We start from the raw sequence: 23,669 nt of genomic DNA on the forward strand, positions 1-23,669 counted from the left end.
ATTGATCGATATTATAGCCATTTTTTATTCTTAAAATACACACCAATGCTCGCTGTTAATACCACTAAAAATACCACAAATAGCGTAAATGCATAGGGGCTCTCTGTACCCGGTATTCCTCCTACGTTTACACCTAAAAGACCGGTTAAAAAGCCCAGAGGTAAAAATAATGCGGCTACCACCGACATTACATACATCCGCTGGTTTAGTTGCTCAGAGACTTGGTTAGTGATTGTTTGTTGAATGATTTGTGCCCGTTCAATAGAGCTGTCTAGTTCCTCAAGGTAGCGAATTAGTAAGTTTGTAGTCTCATTTAGTTTTGCTTTATCGTCATCTAACAGCCACGGGTAGTGATTATTGACCATTGAACTAAGAGCTTCTTTTTGCGGTTTTAAATAACGTTTCAAGGCAATTGCTTGACGACGTAATTGCGATAGGCCTTGGTTATCAAACTTTTTACTTGGCTCATCTATTTCTTCTTCAAACTCGTCGAGTGTTTCATCTAGTGAGTCGATAACGCTTTGCATGCGAGAGGTTAGTTTTTGTGTAATAGAACATACTAGCTCAGAAATATTACATGGGCCTGTATTAGTGTGAAATGTCGTGAGAATGTCTTGTATTGACAATAAGCGGCGTTTACGTGTGGTGATCACAATATCTTGGTTAATAAAAAGACGAATTGATACCATGTCTTCTGGGCTCTGTGCTGGATTTAAATTAATACCACGTAAAAATAGCATATGGCCGTTAGTTGCAGATGTAATTCGGGGGCGGGTCTCGTCTGCGGTTAACGATTCAAGTTCATAATCGGTTAAAAACTCACAATTTTTGAGCCAGTTAACAACTTCCTTTTGACTGTAATCCATATGTACCCATAACTTTCCTTGTTGTGGTTTCCAGTTATGCAGCTCATCGCTGTTTTCTATAGCGCGAGCGCCACCTTTTTCGTCAAGCACAAGGGCATGGAGTAAGCCATTAATCATATTAATTTCTCATAATAGTGTATTTTTAATACTGTTAACTATAGTGTACCCACTTAAGTAATATAAGTTAGCTATATTTTTAGATAAGTTATCGCTTTTACTTAAAATTATTAGCAGTCAATATATATAAAGTTTTTACTGTTTTTAATTCTTAGATGAGGTGTGTATTGTTAAACTAGTTGCTAATAAAGAACAATCAAATTGTTTTATCGACTAGATAAATTTATTTCGTTGGTGTTTTTTGGCCTGTAGCGTATAAGTCACTTTTTTAATAAGGGCACATTTATGACAGCAAAGATAACAGTTGGTTGGCGTGAGTGGCTAAGTTTACCAGAGCTTGGCATCGATCGAATAAAAGCTAAAATTGATACCGGCGCCCGTACTTCATGTATTCATGCAATTAATATTGAAGAATATGAAGTTAACGGAGAAAAATGGGTTAAATTTACAGCCCAACCATTGCAAGAAGATGAGCAAACGCAAGTTACCTGCAATGTAAAAGTTAAAAAAAAGAAATATGTAACAAGTTCAGGCGGGCAGCGAGAACTACGTTATTTTATAGAGACAACATTGCATACAGGCAACGATAGTTGGCCGATAGAAATTACATTGACGAAGCGTTCAACAATGAAGTTCAGAATGTTATTAGGGCGTACAGCCATGGAAAATCGCATAGTCGTTGATCCGGCTTTATCTCATTTATTATAAAGTATTGAGTTTTTAGATTGGTAATAAAAATCTGAAAAGTTAATGCTATACAACTTAGTTAAGGTTTTAACTATGAAAATTGGTATTTTATCTCGTAACAAAAAATTATATTCAACACGTCGTTTAATTGAAGCGGCAGAAGCGCGCGGGCACGAAGTTAAAGTGATCGATGCATTACGTTGTTATATGAACATAAACTCAGAGCAGCCAGAAATTCACTACCGTGGTGAAAATCTAAAAGATTTTGATGCAATAGTTCCACGTATTGGTGCATCTGTGACATTTTATGGTTGCTCTGTCTTACGTCAGTTTGAAATGATGGGCGTGTACCCTGTAAATGAATCTGTGGCTATTTCCCGTTCACGCGATAAATTACGTTCTCTGCAGCTTTTGTCACGCAAGGGTGTGGGTATGCCAGTGACAGGTTTTGCGAGTAAGCCAGATGATGTAAAAGACTTACTTGAAATGGTGGGGGGTGCACCAGTAGTTATAAAGTTACTTGAGGGCACTCAAGGTATAGGTGTTGTTCTTGCGGAAACGCGTAAAGCGGCAGAAAGTGTTATTGAAGCATTCATGGGTTTGAAAGCCAATATTATGGTGCAAGAATACATTAAAGAAGCGGGTGGTGCAGATATTCGCTGTTTCGTTTTAGGTGACAAAGTTATTGCAGCAATGAAGCGCCAAGCACAAGAAGGTGAGTTCCGTTCAAACCTTCACCGTGGTGGTAGTGCTACATTAGTTCGCATTACTCCAGAAGAACGCAAAACAGCAGTTGCTGCAGCTAAGTCAATGGGCTTAAACGTAGCAGGTGTCGATTTACTTCGTTCGTCGCGTGGTCCACTTGTGATGGAAGTAAACTCATCACCAGGTCTTGAAGGTATTGAAATAGCGACAGGTAAAGATATTGCGGGCATGGTGATTGACTTCATCGAAAAAAATGCTTCAAGTAAAGGAACTGCAACACGTGGCAAAGGTTAAAATTAACCGCCCTTTCACTTTATTAGGTGAAAGCATTGGCGTAGGTGAGCGTAAAACACTTGCCTTGGAGGCAGCTAAACTTTACACCCATTCACCTCTTAATATTCCAATTGAAGTGGTTAACGGTGTGATGGAAGGGCCTGTGCTAATGGTCTGTGCTGCTATTCATGGCGATGAATTAAATGGCGTTGAAGTTGTGCGCCAGTTACTTGCTAAAATAGATCCTAGTCAGCTACGTGGCACGTTAATAGCTGTGCCCATTGTTAATGTGTTTGGTTTTATTCACAAGTCGCGTTACTTACCAGACAGACGCGACATGAACCGTAGTTTTCCTGGTTCTGAGCGAGGCTCGCTTGCTGGGCGAATGGCGTATATGTTTTTTAATAAAGTAGCCGTGCATTGCACGCATATTATTGACTTACATACGGGGGCTATTCACCGAACTAACTTACCGCAAATTCGCGCTAATTTAGCAGATCAAGCAACTGCCGATATGGCTAAGGCCTTTGGCACGCCAGCGGTTATTGATGCCTCATTACGAAATGGTTCATTGCGTAGTGAAGCTGCAAACTTAGGTATACCTGTTATAACTTATGAAGCGGGTGAGGCACTGCGCTTTGACCCTATTGCTATTGCAGCCGGTGTGCAGGGTGTTGATTATGTTATGCGTCATTTAAAAATGATCCGTGGCAAGCGTCCTAAAAAATTACCAGATCCTATTATTGCTGGCTCGACTAGTTGGATACGCGCTGAAGTTGATGGCATTGTACGTGCACAAGTATCGTTAGGTGAGCGTGTAATCAAGGGTCAGGTACTTGCTTATATTAGTAACCCATTAGGTGATTCAGAGCTTGAGCTTTTAGCGCCTAAAGGCGGTATTGTTATTGGTCAGCAAACGATGCCATTGGTAAATGAGGGTGATGCAGTATTTCATCTTGCTTATTTTGCTAGTGATAATAGTTTAGTCGAGCAGCAGTTAGAGAGCTTCATAGACGAAATCAATGATTTAGATGACGAGCTAAAAACAGCTGAGCTAAATAATTAATTTATAAAAAGCCGTTTTAGTGACGACTAAAGCGGCTTTTTTGTATGTGCAGGTTTTAATTTAGGGTTTTTTAGGGCCAATAATGCGTTTTATAACAGGTGTTTTTGTTGGTTTGGGTTGTTTATTTAAAACCAGTACGGGACGAGTTACAAAAAGGTTATTAGGATAAATAACACGGTGCCCGTCAATGTGCTCAAGTACAACGTTCATTAAGCCCATTTCTACAATTCGGCCTTCCACATGATTAGCACCATCAATAATTCGCACCCAATAGCCAACGCGGCAATCATTTTGAATAAACATTAGCAAAAATGCAGTAAGGTTGCTTAATAACGACCATGCAGCAAAAAGCGCCACACCTAACATAGCAAACAATGAAGAGCCAAGGACAAGTAAGCCACGCAGCTCAATACCCCAAAAAACAAGTACTAAACAGAGCATTACAATAGCAAGTATAATTTTTAACAGCAGCTCTGCACGGTATTTACGATGTATATCGACTTTACCCTTAATTGCCTTTTCGAGTAATTTTTTTGTCAGCTTTAATAACACAGGAAAAAGCAATAAGGCTATTAAGGTTACAATGAGCTTATATTGCGTGCCAAATAACTCTAAAATTTCTAACGGTTCCAAAATACGCTCTCAAATCAATTATAAGCATTAATTAAGTGGATAGTTTAACGTTTTAGTATGCAACGAAATAGCTATTTCGTGTCACTATCAACTTAATTATAGGGTGATTTAATTCGTTAAATTGCTAATACTTATCCCTACTAGTATTTTTTAAAACGATTTTTTTACATTGACTAACCATTGTACTGAGTCTGCATCGCCGTCACTGTCAAGGGGAGCTGCTACATCAATGTGGATCATGGTGCCTGCGTTGGCTCTGCTTGGCGCAAGGCGTAGACCCACGCCTACATTTTTTAGCACGTGATTATTTTCGCCATTATTTTTACCGTTAAACCATGCTCGCCCTATATCGAGAAATCCAGCACCACCGACTTTAAATAGCTGAAGCAGATCGTATTCCCAGTAATAACGCTTTTCTAAGCTGAATAAAAAGCTACGATCACCGTGTTGATAATCCATTGGATAACCGCGCAGTCCAGTTTCACCGCCTAAAGTAAGTTGCTGATCAGCAGTGAGGTTTTTTGCATACTGCAAGCGTCCTTTTATATACCAAGACTCATCAATACTGGTATTTAAATAATATTGAATTTGGCTGGTGGCTTTAAAGTTTTCGAGTTGTTTATCTTCTTTATTCCAATAACCTTCAATATCGGTATTAAAACGCCATAGCGTATTATCGCCAGCAAAGTGTGCTTTTTTGAAACTAAAAGAATAGACAGCGCGGCTGTCATCATCGCTCAGTGACTCATCTGAATAACCAAGTAAAGCTTTAACAGTCCAGCCTAAGTTTAAATCTTCAGTACGATAGATACTGTCGAAGTTGCGCACTTTTATAAAGTTATCTTCAAACCAATGACCGCTGATGTAAGGGTAACTTAAGCTTCTGTTTTTTGCTAACGGCGCAAAGGTTGTGTCTATTGCTTTAAATGTATGCTGCTCATCTACGTAGCCTAAACTTATGCGCTGGGTCCAATTATTATTTAGTGTTTTAGAATGACCTATGTATGCGCTATTTAAATCGGTTGTTTGATCAAATTCACTAAACTCTTCCCCTCTTCGATATAGCGACTCTTCGCGCTGCTCAGAGTAACTTAAAATGCCATAACTAAAAGGTGTATCTATCGCATAAAACGGGTAGGTTAGTTCGAGTAAATGACGTTTTCCATCACTATTATCGGCATATTCTAATCGGCCACGGTAGCGGCTAGAAAAAATGTTTGGATCATCATACACAAATAAATAACCATTGCGGTCGCTGTCTGTGGTACGTGAAAACGACAAACGTTTACCCCAACCAAACAGGTTTGATTCTCTAAAGCCTATACTCGATTTATTTTCACCACCACTACGGCTAAAATTTACTTCGGGTAATAAAGTCCATAAATCACGGGTCACTACGTTTACATTAATGTCGCCATCGCAGTTTTCAGTTGCGCTAATTTGAGCGTCATACAAATAGCCTTCTTTTCTAAGAAGACGTTCTGATTCAGCCAGTTTTTTAGCATCGTATTTATCGCCTTCAGTAAATAGCAATAAGTTTGTAATTACCTCAGGCTCTGTTTGTATATGAGCGCGGTTAGCAAAGCGAAACAGTGCGTTATTCTCAGCTTCTAATTCAGTATTAAATACATTGAGTTGCTTAAGCGAAATTGTTGCAATCTTTGCGTCGGGCTTAGCTGCAATAAGGATTGTATTATCGTTTAGCTGACGACGTAAATTGTTATCATCAGAGTGTTTTAATTTTTCAATTGGGCAGCCGCTATCACCATTAGTTTGCGCTAATGCGTTGGGAATAAAAAAGCTTAAAATACTTAAGCTAATATAATAATGTGCTATCCGCTTTTTATTAACCATTTAAACTCTTTATTGTTTCGTAGCAAATGACTACCGTTATATCAGCTTACATCATTGTTATAAAAATGTAAGTTAAAAGTATTGAGTAAAGAAATAAAATATAGTCAATTATTAGGGGAGTGTTTATAAGTGAGTTCTAGGTTGAACTTCGTAGCGACGATGGGATTATTTACTAAAACGTATTTTTAACGGAGTAAGTAGGGTATAAAAAACTTACTCGATTTTTATACCAATATACGTTTATGAAATAATGCCGACGCGGTGACTTAGACAACGAGGGCAAACCATAAGCAGCTTCTTAACTTAAGTAAAAAGTAAGGGCAGCAAGTAAGTGTTCGGCATCGAAACCTTCGCCATTGATCCACGTGCTCTCGCTGTAATGTTCAAAATTTAAATTAAAAGTTTGCAGCTGATAAGTAAACCTAATTTGGTGACGATCCGCTCCAGCAGAGTATTCATTAATTGTTATTTCATCAGAATGTAAAAACAAAGAACCCCATATTTCAAAGTCCTCATCATGAGGGGCCTCTTGTGGGTGTATGGTAATGCACTTATGAATGTGGTTGTATTCTATTTTGGTCATAACACTCTTATTGGGTAGCTAAATAATGTCGAATTGCAGTTAAAAAGGCACCGCCGTATTTATTTAATTTGGTAAATCCAACCCCCGACACCTTCAAAAATTCGCTATCGTTTGTAGGCATAAGCTGCGCCATTTCGGCTAATGTTTTATCGTTAAATACAACATAAGGTGGAACATCATCGGCATCAGCAAGCTCTTTACGCAACGCTCTTAAACGGGCGAATAGTTTTTTATCGTAGTTAAACTGTGCGAGTTTATCTTGGTAAACGTGCTTAGCTTGCAGGCGAGGCTCAGCAAGTTGCAGTGCATATTCGCTTTTTAAAATAGCGCGAGCTGCTTCGGTTAAACGAAGTGATGCACCTTGCGTTATATCTTGGCTAAGTAAGCCTTGATGAATTAGCTGACGTAAAATACTGAGCCAAAACTCACTGCTTTTATCCCTACCTATGCCATAGGTACTTAGCTCGTGATGGTTGTTATCGCGTATACGGCTAGTATTTGCGCCGCGCAGTAGTTCAACAATGTAACCAAGACCAAAGCGTTGATCGGCTCTATATACACAGGATAGGGCTTGTTGGGCTACCAACGTACCATCAAAACTTTTTGGCGGATTTAAGCAAATATCACAGTTACCGCAAGGTTCGCGTTGGTATTCACTAAAGTAATTAAGCAAAATCTGGCGACGACATGTTTGTGCTTCAGCAAAACTTGCCATTGCATTAAAGCGCTGCTCTTCTACGCGACGACGTTGTTCGTCGTCTATATCTTCAAAAAAACGTCTAACACGGCCAATGTCGGCCGGATCAAAGTACATAATAGCCTCAGCAGCAAGGCCATCTCGCCCAGCACGTCCGGTCTCTTGATAATACGACTCTATACTTTTTGGAATATCGTAATGCAACACAAAGCGTACGTTAGGTTTATTTATACCCATACCAAAGGCAACGGTTGCCACCACGATCTGAATATCGTCGCGGGCAAAACCAGTTTGTACAAATTGGCGTTGCTCGTTACTCATACCTGCGTGATAGGCGGCGGCGTTTAGCCCTGCATCGGCCAGCTTTTCAGCAATATCGTCTACACGTTTTCGGCTAGTGCAATAAATAATCCCGCTTTGGCTTTTTTGTTCTTTTAAGTAGCGCAGCAGTTGCGCCATAGGTTTAAATTTTTCTTCTATGGTGTAACGAATATTAGGGCGATCAAAGCTGCCAGTGTGGATATACGGCTGTTGTAATTTTAATTGTGCAACAATATCAAAACGGGTGGCTTTATCTGCTGTGGCAGTGAGCGCCATCATGGGAACATGTGCAAAACGCTGTTTTAGTTCGTTTAAACGAAAGTAGTGTGGTCTAAAATCGTGGCCCCAATGTGACACACAATGAGCTTCATCTATGGCAAACAAACTTACATTTAAATGTGATAGGCGCTCTAAAAAATCGCGCTGTAATACTTTTTCAGGTGCCACGTATAAGAGTTTAATTAACCCCTGATGAAGTTGTTGATACACCAACTGCTGCTCTTCACGTGCTAAGCTGTTATTAACGTACGCAGCTTTTACACCAAGTGCTTGTAGTTGAGTGACCTGATCTTGCATTAGTGATATGAGCGGAGATATAACAATGGTTACGCCTTCAAGTACTAAAGCCGGAATTTGATAACATACCGATTTACCACCGCCAGTAGGCAGTAATACAAGCGAATCTTGCCCATTTAGAGCCGCATCAATAACTGCTTTTTGACCGTCACGAAATTCGCTGTAGCCAAACACTTGTTTGAGGACAGTTTCAGGTTTGCGCACTAGTGTGCTTGAAGATAGTGTTGATGTATTCATTGGCGGGTATTTTAGTGGTTTTTTTGTGATATGTCTTTAGCTGAATTGCTTAACCTTACCCCTATTGTAAGTAAATTTAACTCTGCTAGTGTTGAAATAGCTTTTTAATATCAGGCTTATTTAAAATGACTTAACGAGAGCCTCGAAGTTTTGCCTAAGTTATGCTTTACTCATCGTACCAGTTTAAACATAGAGAATAATAATGAATAAAGAAATGTTAATTGAACAAGTGGGCGCATTGTTTGTAAATGGTATGCCATTTAATCAGTTTTTAAATATTTCGATTGAATCATTAAGCCCAGAGCAGGCCAAGATTACATTTCCTTGGCAGGATGTATTAATCGGCAACCCAGCCCAAAAAATATTACACGGTGGTGTTATCTCTGCTGTGCTTGATAACGTTGGAGGCATGCTCGCTGCGGCCAGTGTAATTGATAAGCTCACTGATTTTGATATACAAAGCGTGCAACAAAAATTAGCAACGCTTGGCACCATCGATATGCGTACCGATTATTTACGTCCAGGTAAGGGGGAGGTATTTACTGCGAGCGCCACACTTATTCGTTCAGGTAACAAGGTGTGTGTATGTCGTATGGAGTTACATAATGAACAAGCGATTCAAATTGCTTTTGGTACAGGCACGTATTTAGTTGGATAAAACAGCAATGGCAAGTAGACTAGCGACCTTTTAAATCACTAAGTGTTTATTATGTCGATTGATACTGAACAGCGTAAAGGTGCTATTTTTGCTTGTCTTGCTTTTTTTATGTGGGGTCTTGCGCCAATATATTTTAAGTTGCTTCAGCATGTTTCTGCGTTTGAGATTTTAATGCATCGAGTTGTTTGGTCGGTTGTATTTTTAGTATTAGTAGTGAGCGTTTTAAGATATTGGGATAAGGTTAAGCGCATTGTTGTGCAACCTAAGCTTTTGCTTATGCTTGTTATTACTTCTGCATTACTTGGATTTAACTGGGGGCTATTTATATGGGCTATAAATAATAACCACATGCTTGATGCAAGTTTGGGCTATTACATTAATCCTCTTTTAAATGTACTGCTGGGTATGCTTTTTTTAGGTGAGCGCCTGCGTAAATTTCAAGGTGTTGCCGTAGCACTTGCGTTTACGGGGGTATTACTACAATTAATTAGTTTTGGCTCGTTTCCGGTGGTGGCTTTTTCATTGGCCATATCGTTTGCACTTTATGGTTTGTTACGTAAAAAACTACCGGTTGAAGCCCTACCTGGCATATTGCTAGAAGCAATTATTTTGCTACCAGTCGCCCTCATTTATTGGTGGTTAATGGCACCTTCTGCTACATCAAGCCTGCCAGCTAACGATTGGCATACTAATGTACTACTGATTAGTGCAGGTATAGTAACAACACTGCCGCTACTTTGTTTTACAGGCGCAGCTAAGCGTTTGCAATACACTACATTAGGCTTTTTTCAGTATATTGGGCCAAGCCTCATGTTTATATTGGCAGTGGTGTTTTACGGTGAAGTGTTTGACGCTGAAAGATTAGTTACATTTGCATGTATTTGGAGTGCACTCGCTATTTTTAGTTGGGATTCATATCATCAGTCGCGCAAACGAAAAAAAGCGGCCATTACAGCCGCAGAAGTATAGTTAACTAATAGAGCTGTTAGCTAACTACTTTATTACGACCAGATTCTTTAGCGTCGTATAGCTTTAAGTCGGCCTGTTTTAATAATTCATCAATTTGATAAACAGGTCCAATTGAAAAGCCAATAGAAATAGTAAATTTAATTTTAGCTTTGCTAAACTCTTGGCTGTTTGTTTCGATAAAATACCTAAAGCCTTCTAATCTTTTAAGTGCTTCTTGCTTATCGGTATCGGCAAAATAAACAGCAAACTCTTCGCCACCCAAGCGTGCCACTAAATACTTTTTAAAGTATTTGCTAAAACAAATAGATAAACCTTTTAACACTTCGTCGCCAATATCATGGCCATAGGTATCGTTGATTGCTTTAAAGTGATCAATATCCAGCATCGCTAATGCGCCATTGCCTTCATCAAGTTCAATTTTTTTAAGGGACTTTCTTGCCTCTTCAAAAAAGTAACGACGGTTAGGTAATTTAGTAAGGTAGTCAGTATTAGCTTGCTTTTTTATGGTTGCTATAAGCGTTAACATATCGACGTTTTGGCTAAGCCTGCAATAAAACTCTTCACTATTGAAAGGTTTATGTAAGTAATCATTTGCGCCATTTTTTAAAAACAGCGTCGATAAATCAGATGAATCAGCGCCTGATATACCAATTATTGCTTTCTCATCATTGTTATATAAGCGGCGTATTTCGGTACATAACTCATCACCATTCATATTTGGCATTTCATTATCAGTAATAATAACAGAGATATCAGGGGCTGCCTCAAGCATGGCAAGTGCTTCTTTTCCGTCTTCAGCTTGTAATGTTTGGTATTTATGACGTGTCAGTAGGCTACAAATATAATGTCGTGTAGGTGCAGAGTCATCAACAACGAGCACTTTTATGTCTTCGTTTCGAGGAAGTCTTAATAATTGTTTTTCGAGATACTGATAAGCTTGTTTATTCTCTTTAATGATGTAATCAATTATTGGGTATTTTTCTACTGTTTCACGGGTTTTTTTGTCGATATTACCCGTCATAACAATTGTTGGAATTTCGGCCTGTACAGTACAGGGTACTGCTTCACCTGACGGGGCGTCGGGTAAAATATAATCGACAACAGCGCAAAAGTAGTTATTCTTACTTATAAGTTCTTTTGTTTGTGCCAATGATTCTGCTATATCAACCTCATATCCAGCCTTAAGCGCGATGTGCTTTTGCACTCGCGCGATTGTTGGCGTATCTTCAACTATCAGTATTTTTCGCGTCACGTAACAACCTTGTTTATATTTTGCAAAATTATTTGCTTATATAAGTTGTAACTGTTAAAACGCAAAAAAGCAAATAACTTAGGTACTTACAGGCTATCAGATTCAGAGTAATAGTCTTGGCTAATAGGCACTGGGGTTGATATTTTTGAACGACCAAATAAGGTATGAAACTTCGTTTTACAAGTCGTTAGCTTTAAGTATTTAACCCAAGTACGCTCGATTGGATTAGTTGGTTCTTGTGAACCAGTTACCACGGCTAAAAACTGTTTTTGGTGTTCATTTTGTGGCTCAATTGTCTTGCTGTATAAGCCTTTTAAAACAACGCCGTGTTGCTCTAAGATACTGGCTTCTAATAAGGTGAAGTTTCCGCTGCGGCTAAAGCCTCGTGGAAAATTCTGATCATCATAAAATTGACGTTGGCTAACAAATGCTTGGCGTAGTAATGAAATGTTATTGCTCATAGCTTTATCCTCATACCCTATTAATTAGCTGGAGTATGATGCAAGTTTGGCAATTTATTAAACAAATTATTTTTATCGTGAGGATAAAAAATTGGATATCGATTTATTAAAAACATTTGTTGAAGTCGTGCGTACACGCCACTTCGGTAAAGCGGCCGAAAATCTTTACATTACGCAGTCTGCAGTAAGTTTTAGAATTCGTCAATTAGAGCAAGGGCTTGGTGTTAATTTATTTATACGCCAGCGTAATAATATTCAACTCACAGCACCGGGTGAGCGTTTATTGCCGCATGCGCAAATGATTATTACGGGTATGCAACGTGCTAAAGTTGATGTTGCACTTGCTGATAACATGCACAAACAAATTAGCTTAGCTGGAACGCCTAATATTTGGGATGCATTCTTACAATTCGGTATTACTAACATTGTATCGGCCATGCCTGGCGTGTCGTTGGTCGCTGAAGTTAAAGCACAACAAGAAAGTACTCGTTTATTGCTAGAACGTACGCTCGATTTAGCTATTTTATTTGATCCCCCTAAAGTAGATGAACTAGTTGTTGAGCGTATTTGTGAACTGCCAATCATCCCCGTGAGCGGGTACGATACTGCAACTAACGAGAACTTCTTTGATAACCAATATGTGTATGTTGATTGGGGGACTACTTTTTCACTTTGGCATGCTCGTCAATTCACTGGTAAAACACCGCCTTACTTTAGAACTAGCACCGGGCGTATTGCACTTGACCTAATACTACAATGTGGCGGTAGTGCATTTATACCTAAAGTATTAGTAGAAGGGCATTTAGAAACTGGTGAGTTATTTCATGTAAAAGATGTAGAAAATACGTCAAGGGATGTATTTATTGCCTATCATAGAGATAACGAACAGAAAGAGTTAATAGAAACCTTAGTTAGCTTGTTAACGCAAATGACGCCAAGCCTGTTGTTAAAATAGGTAAGTAGGTGCGGTCGTTTATTTGATTTTCATGTTGTTTTGGTTTCATATTTAATGCATTTTTATTAATTAAAAAAGACATTAATATTTCTATTGTAATATTAGTGTCATTTAGCGGTGACAAAATGCAGCTGTTTTAAAAAATTAGTCTTTTGTGATTATCCAAGGAAATAACATGAAATTTGTAAAATCGAGCTTATGCTTAGCACTATTAAGTGGTTTATCTTTTAATGCAATCGCGGATGTCGACGTGTACGGTAAAGCGAACGTAACGGTACAGTCATCTGATGATGGTGAAGGGTCTTTTACTGAGATTAAAAGTAATGCATCTCGTTTTGGCTTAAAGGGTTCTGAAAAAATAAATGACGGCTTAGAAGCTGTTTATAAGTTTGAATTTCAAGTTGATGTGTCTGATGCTGATTCAAAAGGCGATAATGACGATAACATTTCTGCGCGTAACCAATACGTTGGCTTAAAAGGTGCGTTCGGTCAAGTTGTAATTGGACGTAATGATACTGCACTTAAACAATCTCAAGGTAAGTTAGATTTATTTAATGACCTTGAAGGCGATATTAAAAATGTATTTAAAGGTGAAAATCGTTTAGGTGATTCAGTTAGCTATTCATCAAACTCATACGAAGGTTTTAAAGTACTTGCTACTTTTATTGCCGAAGATGACGTGGATGCAGATAATGGTTATTCAATGGCTGTTACTTACGGTGATGTTGCACTTAAAAAGAGTGCAGTATATGCATCTATTGCGGCTGATAGTGAAGTAAATGGCTACGATGTAGTACGTGCGTCAATTCAAGGTAAAATTGAAGGCTTTAAATTGGGCGCAATGTACCAAACACAAGAAAAAGTAGACGGTAGCGCAGAAGCTGATGGTTACTTAGTAAATGCGGCTTACAGCATGGGTAGCAATACTTTTAAAGTGCAATATCAAGCTATGGATTTTGACGACAGTAATGATAAGTCAGCAATCTCAGTGGGCATTGATCACAAATTAAATAAAAACATTAAAGTATTTGGTTTTTACTCAAGCTTCGATATGGACAACAATGTTGACCAAGATTACGTAGGCTTAGGTATGGAATACAAGTTTTAACTATTCGCTAAATTAGTTAAAACACTCCCTTTTTAACCGCACTCTTTTAAGTGCGGTTTTTTTTGCTTTAAATTATTTAATTAGCCGCCCATAATAGACATTCATTTGGAATGAGGTGCGAATCCTCGACTGTTCCCGCAACTGTAATTAGCGCAAAGCTTTAAGTCAGATACAAATGGTAAAATACCAATTTTATTAAAAACATGATCTTTCTAGCAAATTAAATAACTTACTCACAGCGTTAAAAATTATTCATATAGAGCAAGTATATGTCATAATTTTTGCCTTGTTATTGTGCTATTTCTTTGTCGCTATAATAAATCACTCATTTAATGCAATTGGTACGAATTCTTTTAACGAGCGGGTTTACTCATTTTTTCTTGTAGTGCATTAGTATTTTTATCGCATTTTAGTGAGTTTAACCCCGTCTAGGACTGACTATTGCACACTCAAACGCCATTAAATACACCATTACTAAACGTTAAAAACGTATCGTGGGATATTGGCAATAAAACGATTCTCAAAAAAATAAACCTTAAAATAACCACAGGTAAATTTGTTGGTTTAATTGGCCCCAACGGCGCAGGTAAATCGAGCTTATTGCGTTGTTTATATCGTTTTAATAAACCAACTGAAGGTGTTATAGAATTTAACAACACCGATATTTGGCAGCTAAAAAGTGATGAGTACGCAAAAAAAGTAGCGGTTGTTTTACAAGAAACCCCGTCGCAATTTAACTTAAGCGTATTTGACGTTATTGCGCTTGGGCTAACGCCTCATAAATCGCTATTTAGCTCAATAACTAACATTGATAAACAAAAAATCACCCAAGCTATTAACACCGTAGGGTTGGTAGATCATAGCGATCAAAGCTTTGAATCACTTTCAGGTGGTGAAAAGCAAAGGGCGCTTATTGCCCGCGCCATAGTCCAGCAACCTCAACTGTTAATAATGGACGAGCCTACCAGCCATTTAGATGTTAAATATCAAATACAGGTAATGGAGCTGGCTAAATCGTTGGGTGTTACGGTATTTGCATCGTTTCACGATTTAAACTTAGCTTCTGCAATGTGCGATGAACTGGTCGTTATTAAAAACGGTGAAATTACGCATTCAGGCGCGCCAATTGAGGTACTAACCGAAAACATGCTAGGCGACGTTTTTGGTGTCTGCGCTCAAGTAAATAACCACCCACAGCTATCGCAATCTGAAAATAGCATCCCTCATATCACTTATTTTTATGGTTATGAATAATATGAGCGCTGTTAATACTCGCCACTCATTTGCGCTATTTATAAGTGCTGCAGCTGCTTTATTTAGCTTATTTGCAGCACTTAGTTTTGGCGCAGCAGAGACCTCATTGCAAGATGTACTTAATAGTTTTTTGCTCTCAAATGATGCCTCTTTTAATACGCGTATTATTTACGAGCTAAGAATGCCACGTACATTACTCGCCTTTTTAGCCGGCTCTGGTTTAGCCATTGCAGGGCTTATTTTACAAACGGTAACGCGCAATCCGTTAGCCGATCCTTACTTATTTGGGATATCGTCGGGTGCCTCTTTTGGCGTGGTGTTACTTATGGCATTAGCAGGCATTAGCGCAGGCTTTATGCTATCGGCAGCAGCACTGCTGGGCAGCTTACTCGCTATGAGTTTATTAATACTTATTGCAGGTAGGCAGCAAAGTGCACAGGTAGAATCAATGTTATTAGCAGGCGTTGCTCTGTCATTTTTATTTAGTGCGTTTACCAGCTTGTTGCTGTATTGGAGCGATCCTCAGGCGGTAGCCGCTATTTTATTTTGGACACTGGGCAGCTTTGCTCGTGCGCAGTGGGCTACGCTTTGGTTGCCTTTATTGGTAATCACATTGTGTACATTTGTAATGCTGAGCTTTAGAAGGCAACTCAATGCTATGTTACTGGGCGATGAAAGCGCAATTACACTGGGTGTTAGAGTGCAGCGCTTTAGAATACTTATGCTGGTTTTAAGTTCGCTAATTACCGCTGTGCTGGTGGCTATGTGTGGTGGTATTGGGTTTGTAGGATTAATGGTGCCACATATTGTGCGCTTTTTTATCTCCCAAGGTACCATCGCTGGCTTACTGATAACCAGCTTGGTGGGTGGTACATTTATGGTGTGGGTTGATGTACTTTCGCGTTCATTACTAAAAAACCAAGAGTTACCCGTCGGTGTTATTACTGCTGCTATTGGTAGCGTGTTCTTTTTAAGTTTGTTATTTTTTAGAAAATCAAAGGTGTAATTCCATGAAAACCTTAATGGTGCAAGGCACTACATCAGACGCAGGTAAAAGTACCTTAGTTGCAGCGCTTTGTAGAGTGTTTACCAAGCGAGGGATAAATGTTGCGCCTTTTAAACCTCAAAATATGGCACTCAATAGCGCCGTAACTAAAGATGGCGGCGAAATTGGCCGCGCCCAAGCACTACAAGCAATAGCTGCAAAGGTGGAGCCCGAAATAGACTTTAATCCTATTCTGCTTAAACCTAATAGCGATACGGGCGCACAAGTGATTATTCACGGAAAAGCGATTAGTAATATGGAAGCGGGCAAATATCACGACTATAAAAAAGTGGCGATGGATGCGGTAATTACTTCTCATAAACGCTTAGCTAAACGTTTTGATTTACTACTTGTTGAAGGAGCGGGGAGTCCTGCTGAAATAAACCTGCGTGAAAACGATATTGCTAATATGGGGTACGCCGAAGAGGTAGATTGCCCTGTAATTATCATTGCCGATATCGATAAAGGTGGTGTGTTTGCCCACTTGGTGGGCACGCTTGCGTTGTTAAGTGAATCAGAACAAGCGCGCGTAAAAGGCTTTGTTATAAACCGCTTTAGAGGCGATATAGGTTTACTGCAAGGCGGGCTTGATTGGCTTGAAGGCTATACAAACAAACCCGTGCTTGGCGTATTACCTTATTTGCACGATCTTGCGCTTGATGCTGAAGACGCCGTCGCAACTGATAATAACGTAACTAACGCCACAATTAATATTGCAGTGTTGCTAGTTCCACACATTAGTAACCACACCGATTTTGATGCACTGCGTTTGCACCCAAACATTAATATAAATTATGTACGCCACACGCAAACGATCCCAGAAGTTGATCTGATCATTCTCCCTGGTAGTAAAAACGTTCTGGGCGATTTAAATTTTTTGAAAAGTGAAGGCTGGGATTTACAAATTAAGCGTCACTTACGCTATGGTGGCAAAGTACTTGGCATTTGTGGTGGCATGCAAATGCTGGGCAATACAATCAATGATCCTGATGGTATTGAATCGTCATTAAAACAAGTAAATGGGCTTGCCCTGTGCGATTTTGAAACCACGCTGACAACGCAAAAAGTATTAACTAAAATAACCGCTACACTGCTTTTAAATAACCAATCAACACTCTGTAGTGGTTACGAAATACATGCAGGGATTAGCCAAGGTGCAGCGCTTAATAAGCCATTTTTAACCTTTGATGAAAGCCACCCTCATGGTTTTACGTTTGATGGCTTTATTAGCGACGATAACGCCATTGCAGGCACCTATTTACATGGCTTGTTTGATGAAGCCGATGCTACATCGCAAATTTTAAAATGGGTAAAACCAAGCGCCATAATTAATCCAATTAGTATTGCCACTCATCGTGAGCAGCAGTTAGAGCGCTTAGCAACTATGTGCGAAACGCATTTAAACATACAGCAAATTATCTCTATTTATGAAGGGCACAATAATGACTGAACAAAACAACGATAAGCACCAGCAGCGCCAACAAAAAGTAAAAGAGCAAGTGGATGCGCGCGTTGCTGCCGCGCAAGATGTAAAAGGTATTTTTCAGGTAATTACGGGCAATGGTAAAGGTAAATCGACCTCGGGCTTTGGCGTGGTAGCACGCTGTGTTGGGCATGGTAAAAAAGCCGCTGTGTGCCAATATATTAAAGGTACATGGGAGTGTGGCGAGCGTAATTTATTACAAGGTGCAGGCGTTGAGTTTGCTGTAATGAACACCGGTTTTACCTGGGATACGCAAAATAAAGAAGCCGATACCGCAGCTGCCCAAGCAACATGGCAAGAGTCAAAACGTATGCTTGCTGATAGTAGTATTGATTTAGTATTGCTTGATGAGCTTACGTACATGGTGACTTACGGCTATGTAGATTTAGATGAAGTAGTAATGGCGCTGAATAACCGCCCGCCCATGCAGTCGGTTATTATTACAGGGCGTGCAGCGCATCGTACTTTAACAGACCTTGCCGACACAGTAAGCGAAGTGCGTAATGTAAAACACGCATTCGACTCAGGTATAAAAGCGCTTGAAGGGTTTGATTACTAATGTTTAGAGCGTTTTTTATTGGGCTACTGTTTTTTAGCGTATCGAGTAATACATTTGCAGAGCAGGTAGAGGATTCTAAAAAGCTGCGAATAATTGCCCTTGCACCGCACATAGTCGAAAACCTATTTGCCATCGGGGCGGGCGATAATATTGTGGGCACGGTTGATTACGCCGACTATCCTGCTGAGGCCCAAAGTATTGAGCGCATAGGGGGTTATTACGGTATCTCCCTTGAAAAAGTATTGGCGCTTAAACCTGATTTAGTTATTGCGTGGAAAAGTGGAAATCAAAGCGAAGATTTAGCCCAAATAGAGCGTTTAGGTATAAAAGTATATTTGAGTAACCCGACCACAATCGACGCTGTAGCCGACGAGTTACTTACTTTTGGTGAATTTACAGGGAATATTGAGCAAAGCCAGCAAGCAGCAAATGCATTTACGCAAAAACTAAACGGTATAGTTAAAAGCCAGCAAGGTAAAAAAAATATAACTGGGTTTTATCAGTTATGGCCAGAACCTATGATGTCAGTAGGCAAAAATACATGGATCAGCCAGCTAATAGAAACATGCCATGTAAGTAATGTATTTGCGCAGAGTACGACGGATTATCCGCAAATTAGTATCGAAAATGTTATCGTTACTAAGCCACAAGTCATTATTATCCCTGATGAAAAATCAAAAATGCCACAACCGGTTGTTAATTGGCAAAAATGGCCAGAAGTGCCAGCCGTTAAAAATGGTCAATTTATTAGCGTAAATGCCGACTTATTACATCGTTTTTCGCCGCGTATGCTAGATGGGCTCGCTGATATGTGTGATAAAATAGACGTATCACGTAAACAGATTAAGAGTACACAATGAGCGATTGGGCTACATTTTTAGAAAGTGAATTACAGCAACCTTACATGCAGCAAACGTTAGAGTATGTGGCTAATCGCCGCAATGAAGGTGTTGCTGTTTATCCGCCTGAACCTCAAGTTTTTAGTGCTTTTGATGCCACAGCGCTTAATGACATCCGCGTTGTCATTTTAGGGCAAGACCCATACCACGGTGCAGGGCAAGCGCATGGTTTGTGTTTTTCGGTATTGCCTGATGTAAAAAAACTGCCGCCGTCGCTTAAAAATATGTACAAAGAGTTGGCTACCGATATCAGCGGGTTTACCACGCCAGATCATGGTTATTTACAAAGCTGGGCAGAGCAGGGGGTATTTTTACTCAATACCGTACTGACCGTTGAGCAAGGGCAAGCGCATTCTCATAAGCATTTAGGGTGGGAGCAATTTACCGATAATGTAATAGCGCATATTAATAAGTACTGCGAAGGTGTGGTATTTATTTTATGGGGTGCACATGCACAAAAAAAAGGTAAGGGTATAGACAGCGCTCGTCATCATGTTTTAAAAGGGCCGCACCCATCGCCACTTTCGGCGCATAGAGGTTTTTTTGGTTGTAAGCATTTTTCACAAACAAATGAGTTACTACAATCTCAAAGTGAAAAGCCAATTAACTGGCAAATCTAGTTTCTTTCAAAGAGCTCAAATAGTTTAAAAACATTAAAAAAGGCTTCCATATGCTGGAAGCCTTTTTGTTTAGTTGGTGTGTATTGAATTAAAAATCGAGCTCTTCAATTGCAATACTGTCTGTAAAATAGTCTAGTTCTTGTAGTTCTTTACGAAGGCGTTGCTTATCTTTTATTGCTTCTATTTCACGCCATTTTCTTTTTTTATTTTTCTGAGAGGTTTTCCGTGTTGTATCAGGACCTTCTAGTATCTCTAATATATCGTTTAGGCTATCCATGAACTTCTCCTATTGATTTTGTGACCTCAAGAATACCTATACCACAGGCCTAACTAAAATAGAATAAAAAAGTGACAATAATGTTACATAAGTGTGATGTATTGATGAAGGTTTTACTAGGTCAATAGGAGGATAGAAGTTATTTCAGGCACAAAAAAACGCCGCAAATGCGACGTTTTTTAAAGTACGCTTGTATTGCAAATTACATTGCTTTAAAACGCGCTTCTAGTTGCTCTTGTGCATCAGCAAAAGAGCGAATACCTTCAGCTAGCTTTTCAGTTGCCATAGCATCTTGGTTATGTAACCAACGGAACTGTGCTTCTGTAAGCGGCTCTGGTTTTGGCTCTTGTGGAACATCGCTTTCTAGCAAGTATTCCTGTGCGCCTTCAAGGTTGCCTAAATCTTCTAAAAGGTTAGGGCTAATAGTTAGTTTGTCGCAACCAGTAAGAGCAATAATTTCGCCCGTGTTACGGAAACTAGCACCCATCACGACTGTTTTGTAGTCATGACGTTTGTAAAATTCAAAAATGCTGCGTACAGACTGAACACCGGGATCTTGTAGCGGATCAGTCGGTTTTTCCATACCGTTAGCAACATGCCAATCTAAAATACGGCCAACAAATGGCGAAATTAGAAATACGTTTGCATCGGCACATGCGCGAGCTTGGGCATCGCTAAATAATAAAGTAAGGTTACATTTAGTGCCTTCTTTTTCTAGCTGCTCAGCGGCTTTAATACCTTCCCACGTAGACGCTACTTTAATTAAAATCTTGTCTTTGATTACACCTTCTTTTTCGTAAAGACTCAGTAGGGTATGTGCTTTATCAATCGTAGCTTGGGTATTAAACGAAAGGCGTGCATCTACTTCTGTAGAAATATAACCAGGTACAATAGCGCTAATTTCTTTACCTAGTAATACGGCAAAGTAATCACATGCTAGTTCAAGTTGTTTAGCTGGCTCTTGCTCGGTTTCTTTTGCATAGCTCCAAGCTTTATCTAGGTAAGGCTTATAAGCTTCAATCTCGCTCGCTTTTAATAAAAGCGACGGGTTTGTGGTTGCATCTTCTGGTTGATGCTTTTTGATCGCTTCAATATCGCCAGTGTCGGCTACGATAGATGAATGTTGTTTTAGCCTTTGTAGAGCTGAAGTCATTTGCTTTCCTCATTCCAAGCAAGTTAAAAGAAAAATCTACACCTTAATATACCTAATCCATACTGCAACAGTGTGACAATGCTTGATAGGTCTTATGTCCTTATCAATAGAAAAACGGCAATGTATGGGTTATTAAGGGAGGATTTATTTAAACAAAACGTGCTTTTCGTTTCATTTAATGTTGAAATTGACATTAAATAAATTACAAGTCAATAGCTAACTATGATCACTGTTATTTCACCTGCAAAAAATCTTGATTACGAAACGCCACCCGCAACAGACAAGTTCACTCAACCTGAATTACTAGAGCACAGCGAAGCGCTCATGAAAGTATGCCGTGAATTAACACCAGCGCAAATTGGCAGTTTAATGAAAATTAGCGATAAGCTCTCTGGGCTTAATGCAGCACGCTTTAGCGAGTGGGCGCAGCCGTTTACACAAAGTAATGCTAAGCAAGCTGTGCTTGCCTTTAATGGCGATGTATACGGCGGTTTAGATGCAAGCACGCTTAAAGCTAGCGAGCTTGATTACGCACAAAGCCACTTACGTATATTGTCGGGTTTATACGGTTTATTAAAACCACTGGATTTAATGCAAGCTTACCGATTAGAAATGGGCACTAAGCTTGAAAATTCACGCGGTAAAAACCTATACGAATTTTGGGGTAGTGTAATAGCTAATATGTTAAACGAGGTATTAAAGGCGCAAGACGCACAATACTTAGTTAACCTTGCTTCAAACGAATATTTTAAAGCGGTTGATAAAAAAGCGCTTAATGCACAAATTATCACTCCGCACTTTAAAGACTGTAAAAATGGCCAATATAAAGTAATTAGTTTTTACGCTAAAAAAGCACGCGGCATGATGGCGCGCTACATTATCGAAAACAAAGTAACACAATTAAGCCAACTTAAAGAGTTTACTGTAGCGGGTTATTACTTTAGCCCCGAGGCAACAGTTAAAGAGTTAGAGCCGGTATTTATGCGTGACGAGCAAAATTAAAAGCTTCTTTAACTAAATCGCTTTAGCCATGCCATGCATGGCTTTTTTATGCTGGCGCTAAACTTGCTTACCTAAATGGTATTAATGAGAACACTAATTAAATAGGTGCAAATAAAATGATCAGTATACCGTCAATTGGCGATGCCGAAAAACTAATAGAGGAAAAGCTCGGAGGGTGGTTTGATGTTGTTATAAGTCACATTCCAAACTTTGTTGTGGCTGTTGTCATTGCTATTGTATTTTCAATGTTGGCGCGCTTGGCAGGCCGCTTAATGAAAAACGTATTGCGCCGATCTCTTGACTCAACACAAATTGCCGATTTAATGGCGTCAATATTCAAAGTTATTGTACTGTGTGTAGGCTTATTTATAGCGCTTGATTTTGTCGGCTTAAAAGGCACTGTCACCTCGTTATTAGCGGGCGCGGGTATTGTTGGTTTAGCCATTGGTTTTGCATTTCAAGATATGACCGAAAACTTAATCGCCGGTATAGCAATGGGTGTGCGCAAGCCATTCAAAACGGGTGATGTGATAGAAACAGACGACGTGTTTGGTTCAGTGCATTCAATAAACCTGCGTAACACACTCATAGAGAGCTTTCACGGACAGCTCATACTTGTGCCTAATAAAGTGCTATTTAGAAATGTGCTAAAAAATTACAGTACCTTAGGAGTAAGACGTATAGAAGTGCCCGTTGGTATTTCGTATGGCGACGATATAGAAAAAGCATCCCAAGTTATTACCGATAAAATTAATGAATTTAATTTTGTTATTCGCAAAGACGAAACCGCCGTATATGCTGAGGGTTTTGGCGATAGCAGCATTAACTTATTGGTATGGTTTTGGATTAAATATCCTGGCGAGCCTGATTTTATGACGGTACGCCACAAGGGCATAGTTGCTGTTAAGCAAGCACTAGATGAAGCCGACATAAGTATCCCATTTCCAATTCGTACGCTCGACTTTGGTATTAAAGGCGGCGAAAAGCTCGATGCCATGATCAGCGACAAAATTAATCAGCAATCATCAAATAAAGATAGTGTTGACGGTGCTGACTCTAGGGTCTGTTGATCTTTCAAGGTTAAATTTGCAGCAGTCTGTTTGGTATTTAGGCAAGGCAGAGCCTATGTAGTGTGGTTATTCCCCATAAATAGGCGATAACGCAGCATAAATGCCAAACAGGCGCTGCCCAAAGGGTTCTTCCTAGGGGCAATTTACTCTTTGTTGCTCGGTTTTTACTTAGCCCACTAGGTTACAAACCTCGCGCCGCGATTAAATCGCCCCTAGATTGAACAAATTTTAATCCTGAAAGGTCAACAGACCCTAATACAGGCATTGATCAGACCCCTAGGCAACTTTT

The 23,669-nt window shown here is 39.5% G+C and carries 24 protein-coding genes and 1 riboswitch; of the genes, 15 read left to right on the forward strand and 9 right to left on the reverse strand.

Annotation, left to right across the window (positions count from 1 at the left end; genetic code table 11):
* Positions 1–11 precede the first annotated feature (11 nt).
* The gene (locus CWB66_RS00510; RefSeq protein ID WP_138583922.1) at positions 12–983 is read right to left on the reverse strand and encodes a zinc transporter ZntB; all 972 of its coding nucleotides are present in this window, start codon (positions 981–983) and stop codon (positions 12–14) included.
* 285 nt (positions 984–1,268) lie between these two features.
* On the opposite strand from CWB66_RS00510, the gene CWB66_RS00515 reads away from it, so the two are divergent.
* The 3 genes from CWB66_RS00515 (at position 1,269) to CWB66_RS00525 (ending at position 3,714) form a co-directional block, all read left to right on the forward strand.
* The gene (locus CWB66_RS00515; RefSeq protein ID WP_138583923.1) at positions 1,269–1,691 is read left to right on the forward strand and encodes an ATP-dependent zinc protease family protein; all 423 of its coding nucleotides are present in this window, start codon (positions 1,269–1,271) and stop codon (positions 1,689–1,691) included.
* A gap of 72 nt (positions 1,692–1,763) precedes the next feature.
* Positions 1,764–2,669: a 30S ribosomal protein S6--L-glutamate ligase gene (rimK, locus tag CWB66_RS00520; protein WP_077536973.1), complete on the forward strand. Its 906-nt coding sequence runs from the start codon at positions 1,764–1,766 to the stop codon at positions 2,667–2,669.
* Positions 2,656–3,714, forward strand: coding sequence for a succinylglutamate desuccinylase/aspartoacylase family protein (locus CWB66_RS00525; RefSeq protein WP_138583924.1), 1,059 nt, complete (start codon positions 2,656–2,658; stop codon positions 3,712–3,714). The genes rimK and CWB66_RS00525 overlap by 14 nt, the downstream gene beginning before the upstream one ends.
* Positions 3,715–3,774: 60 nt before the next feature.
* Here CWB66_RS00525 and CWB66_RS00530 read toward each other — a convergent pair whose 3' ends face one another.
* From CWB66_RS00530 to recQ, 4 genes are all read right to left on the reverse strand, one after another.
* The gene (locus tag CWB66_RS00530; protein WP_077536975.1) at positions 3,775–4,347 is read right to left on the reverse strand and encodes a mechanosensitive ion channel domain-containing protein; all 573 of its coding nucleotides are present in this window, start codon (positions 4,345–4,347) and stop codon (positions 3,775–3,777) included.
* Positions 4,348–4,497: 150 nt separating this feature from the next.
* Positions 4,498–6,201, reverse strand: a complete 1,704-nt coding sequence (locus CWB66_RS00535) for a POTRA domain-containing protein (protein ID WP_138583925.1) — start codon at positions 6,199–6,201, stop codon at positions 4,498–4,500.
* 298 nt (positions 6,202–6,499) lie between these two features.
* On the reverse strand, positions 6,500–6,784 hold the full coding sequence (locus CWB66_RS00540; RefSeq protein ID WP_077536977.1) for a DUF3630 family protein: 285 nt from the start codon (positions 6,782–6,784) through the stop codon (positions 6,500–6,502).
* Between the two features lie 7 nt (positions 6,785–6,791).
* Positions 6,792–8,615, reverse strand: coding sequence for a DNA helicase RecQ (gene recQ / locus CWB66_RS00545; RefSeq protein WP_077536978.1), 1,824 nt, complete (start codon positions 8,613–8,615; stop codon positions 6,792–6,794).
* Positions 8,616–8,817: 202 nt separating this feature from the next.
* Here recQ and CWB66_RS00550 point away from each other — a divergent pair, with 202 nt between their 5' ends.
* Both CWB66_RS00550 and rarD read left to right on the forward strand, forming a co-directional pair.
* Complete coding sequence (locus CWB66_RS00550) at positions 8,818–9,273, forward strand: thioesterase family protein (RefSeq protein ID WP_171037441.1); 456 nt, start codon at positions 8,818–8,820, stop codon at positions 9,271–9,273.
* Between the two features lie 51 nt (positions 9,274–9,324).
* The gene (gene rarD / locus CWB66_RS00555) at positions 9,325–10,242 is read left to right on the forward strand and encodes an EamA family transporter RarD (RefSeq protein WP_138583926.1); all 918 of its coding nucleotides are present in this window, start codon (positions 9,325–9,327) and stop codon (positions 10,240–10,242) included.
* Positions 10,243–10,258: 16 nt separating this feature from the next.
* Here rarD and CWB66_RS00560 read toward each other — a convergent pair whose 3' ends face one another.
* Together CWB66_RS00560 and CWB66_RS00565 are read right to left on the reverse strand one after the other, a co-directional pair.
* The gene (locus CWB66_RS00560; RefSeq protein WP_077536981.1) at positions 10,259–11,494 is read right to left on the reverse strand and encodes a response regulator; all 1,236 of its coding nucleotides are present in this window, start codon (positions 11,492–11,494) and stop codon (positions 10,259–10,261) included.
* An 86-nt stretch (positions 11,495–11,580) separates the two neighbouring features.
* Positions 11,581–11,955 carry a MaoP family protein gene (locus CWB66_RS00565; RefSeq protein ID WP_077536982.1) on the reverse strand — a complete coding sequence of 125 codons (375 nt, stop codon included), beginning with the start codon at positions 11,953–11,955 and terminating at the stop codon, positions 11,581–11,583.
* A 91-nt stretch (positions 11,956–12,046) separates the two neighbouring features.
* Here CWB66_RS00565 and CWB66_RS00570 point away from each other — a divergent pair, with 91 nt between their 5' ends.
* The 8 genes from CWB66_RS00570 to ung all read left to right on the forward strand — a co-directional run bounded on the left by CWB66_RS00570 (position 12,047) and on the right by ung (position 19,878).
* The gene (locus tag CWB66_RS00570; RefSeq protein WP_138583927.1) at positions 12,047–12,910 is read left to right on the forward strand and encodes a LysR family transcriptional regulator; all 864 of its coding nucleotides are present in this window, start codon (positions 12,047–12,049) and stop codon (positions 12,908–12,910) included.
* A 175-nt stretch (positions 12,911–13,085) separates the two neighbouring features.
* The gene (locus CWB66_RS00575) at positions 13,086–14,018 is read left to right on the forward strand and encodes a porin (protein WP_138583928.1); all 933 of its coding nucleotides are present in this window, start codon (positions 13,086–13,088) and stop codon (positions 14,016–14,018) included.
* Positions 14,019–14,070: 52 nt separating this feature from the next.
* A riboswitch (cobalamin riboswitch) is annotated at positions 14,071–14,209 on the forward strand.
* A gap of 250 nt (positions 14,210–14,459) precedes the next feature.
* Positions 14,460–15,272: an ABC transporter ATP-binding protein gene (locus CWB66_RS00580; protein WP_138583929.1), complete on the forward strand. Its 813-nt coding sequence runs from the start codon at positions 14,460–14,462 to the stop codon at positions 15,270–15,272.
* Between the two features lies 1 nt (position 15,273).
* Positions 15,274–16,278, forward strand: coding sequence for a FecCD family ABC transporter permease (locus tag CWB66_RS00585; protein ID WP_077538939.1), 1,005 nt, complete (start codon positions 15,274–15,276; stop codon positions 16,276–16,278).
* Positions 16,279–16,282: 4 nt separating this feature from the next.
* On the forward strand, positions 16,283–17,767 hold the full coding sequence (locus tag CWB66_RS00590) for a cobyric acid synthase (protein WP_138583930.1): 1,485 nt from the start codon (positions 16,283–16,285) through the stop codon (positions 17,765–17,767).
* A complete protein-coding gene (gene cobO, locus CWB66_RS00595; RefSeq protein WP_138583931.1) occupies positions 17,760–18,359 on the forward strand; it encodes a cob(I)yrinic acid a,c-diamide adenosyltransferase in 600 nt (199 codons plus the stop codon). Before CWB66_RS00590 ends, cobO begins: the two co-directional genes overlap by 8 nt.
* Entirely contained in the window at positions 18,359–19,219 is an 861-nt protein-coding gene (locus tag CWB66_RS00600) for a cobalamin-binding protein (RefSeq protein ID WP_138583932.1), read from the forward strand. The genes cobO and CWB66_RS00600 overlap by 1 nt, the downstream gene beginning before the upstream one ends.
* Positions 19,216–19,878, forward strand: a complete 663-nt coding sequence (gene ung / locus CWB66_RS00605; protein WP_138583933.1) for a uracil-DNA glycosylase — start codon at positions 19,216–19,218, stop codon at positions 19,876–19,878. The genes CWB66_RS00600 and ung overlap by 4 nt, the downstream gene beginning before the upstream one ends.
* An 88-nt stretch (positions 19,879–19,966) precedes the next feature.
* On the opposite strand, the gene CWB66_RS00610 is transcribed toward ung, so the two are convergent.
* Together CWB66_RS00610 and tal are read right to left on the reverse strand one after the other, a co-directional pair.
* Positions 19,967–20,155: a DUF3545 family protein gene (locus tag CWB66_RS00610; RefSeq protein ID WP_007583746.1), complete on the reverse strand. Its 189-nt coding sequence runs from the start codon at positions 20,153–20,155 to the stop codon at positions 19,967–19,969.
* Positions 20,156–20,357: 202 nt separating this feature from the next.
* Positions 20,358–21,308: a transaldolase gene (gene tal / locus CWB66_RS00615; RefSeq protein WP_138583934.1), complete on the reverse strand. Its 951-nt coding sequence runs from the start codon at positions 21,306–21,308 to the stop codon at positions 20,358–20,360.
* A gap of 222 nt (positions 21,309–21,530) precedes the next feature.
* On the opposite strand from tal, the gene yaaA reads away from it, so the two are divergent.
* Together yaaA and CWB66_RS00625 are read left to right on the forward strand one after the other, a co-directional pair.
* Positions 21,531–22,310, forward strand: coding sequence for a peroxide stress protein YaaA (gene yaaA / locus CWB66_RS00620; protein WP_077536990.1), 780 nt, complete (start codon positions 21,531–21,533; stop codon positions 22,308–22,310).
* A 116-nt stretch (positions 22,311–22,426) separates the two neighbouring features.
* The gene (locus CWB66_RS00625) at positions 22,427–23,380 is read left to right on the forward strand and encodes a mechanosensitive ion channel family protein (protein WP_138583935.1); all 954 of its coding nucleotides are present in this window, start codon (positions 22,427–22,429) and stop codon (positions 23,378–23,380) included.
* Positions 23,381–23,669 lie beyond the last annotated feature (289 nt).

This window comes from Pseudoalteromonas sp. S558 (assembly GCF_005886635.1).
GTDB classification, from domain to species: Bacteria; Pseudomonadota; Gammaproteobacteria; order Enterobacterales; family Alteromonadaceae; genus Pseudoalteromonas; species Pseudoalteromonas aliena.

Excerpts from the sequence above, each read along its gene's own strand:
- CWB66_RS00510 (WP_138583922.1), bottom strand. The coding sequence starts at position 983 with ATGATTAATGGCTTACTCCATGCCCTTGTGCTTGACGAAAAAGGTGGC.
- CWB66_RS00515 (WP_138583923.1), top strand. The coding sequence starts at position 1,269 with ATGACAGCAAAGATAACAGTTGGTTGGCGTGAGTGGCTAAGTTTACCA.
- rimK (WP_077536973.1), top strand. The coding sequence starts at position 1,764 with ATGAAAATTGGTATTTTATCTCGTAACAAAAAATTATATTCAACACGT.
- CWB66_RS00535 (WP_138583925.1), bottom strand. The coding sequence starts at position 6,201 with ATGGTTAATAAAAAGCGGATAGCACATTATTATATTAGCTTAAGTATT.
- CWB66_RS00540 (WP_077536977.1), bottom strand. The coding sequence starts at position 6,784 with ATGACCAAAATAGAATACAACCACATTCATAAGTGCATTACCATACAC.
- recQ (WP_077536978.1), bottom strand. The coding sequence starts at position 8,615 with ATGAATACATCAACACTATCTTCAAGCACACTAGTGCGCAAACCTGAA.
- CWB66_RS00550 (WP_171037441.1), top strand. The coding sequence starts at position 8,818 with ATGAATAAAGAAATGTTAATTGAACAAGTGGGCGCATTGTTTGTAAAT.
- rarD (WP_138583926.1), top strand. The coding sequence starts at position 9,325 with ATGTCGATTGATACTGAACAGCGTAAAGGTGCTATTTTTGCTTGTCTT.
- CWB66_RS00565 (WP_077536982.1), bottom strand. The coding sequence starts at position 11,955 with ATGAGCAATAACATTTCATTACTACGCCAAGCATTTGTTAGCCAACGT.
- CWB66_RS00575 (WP_138583928.1), top strand. The coding sequence starts at position 13,086 with ATGAAATTTGTAAAATCGAGCTTATGCTTAGCACTATTAAGTGGTTTA.
- CWB66_RS00585 (WP_077538939.1), top strand. The coding sequence starts at position 15,274 with ATGAGCGCTGTTAATACTCGCCACTCATTTGCGCTATTTATAAGTGCT.
- CWB66_RS00590 (WP_138583930.1), top strand. The coding sequence starts at position 16,283 with ATGAAAACCTTAATGGTGCAAGGCACTACATCAGACGCAGGTAAAAGT.
- cobO (WP_138583931.1), top strand. The coding sequence starts at position 17,760 with ATGACTGAACAAAACAACGATAAGCACCAGCAGCGCCAACAAAAAGTA.
- CWB66_RS00600 (WP_138583932.1), top strand. The coding sequence starts at position 18,359 with ATGTTTAGAGCGTTTTTTATTGGGCTACTGTTTTTTAGCGTATCGAGT.
- ung (WP_138583933.1), top strand. The coding sequence starts at position 19,216 with ATGAGCGATTGGGCTACATTTTTAGAAAGTGAATTACAGCAACCTTAC.
- CWB66_RS00610 (WP_007583746.1), bottom strand. The coding sequence starts at position 20,155 with ATGGATAGCCTAAACGATATATTAGAGATACTAGAAGGTCCTGATACA.
- tal (WP_138583934.1), bottom strand. The coding sequence starts at position 21,308 with ATGACTTCAGCTCTACAAAGGCTAAAACAACATTCATCTATCGTAGCC.
- yaaA (WP_077536990.1), top strand. The coding sequence starts at position 21,531 with ATGATCACTGTTATTTCACCTGCAAAAAATCTTGATTACGAAACGCCA.
- CWB66_RS00625 (WP_138583935.1), top strand. The coding sequence starts at position 22,427 with ATGATCAGTATACCGTCAATTGGCGATGCCGAAAAACTAATAGAGGAA.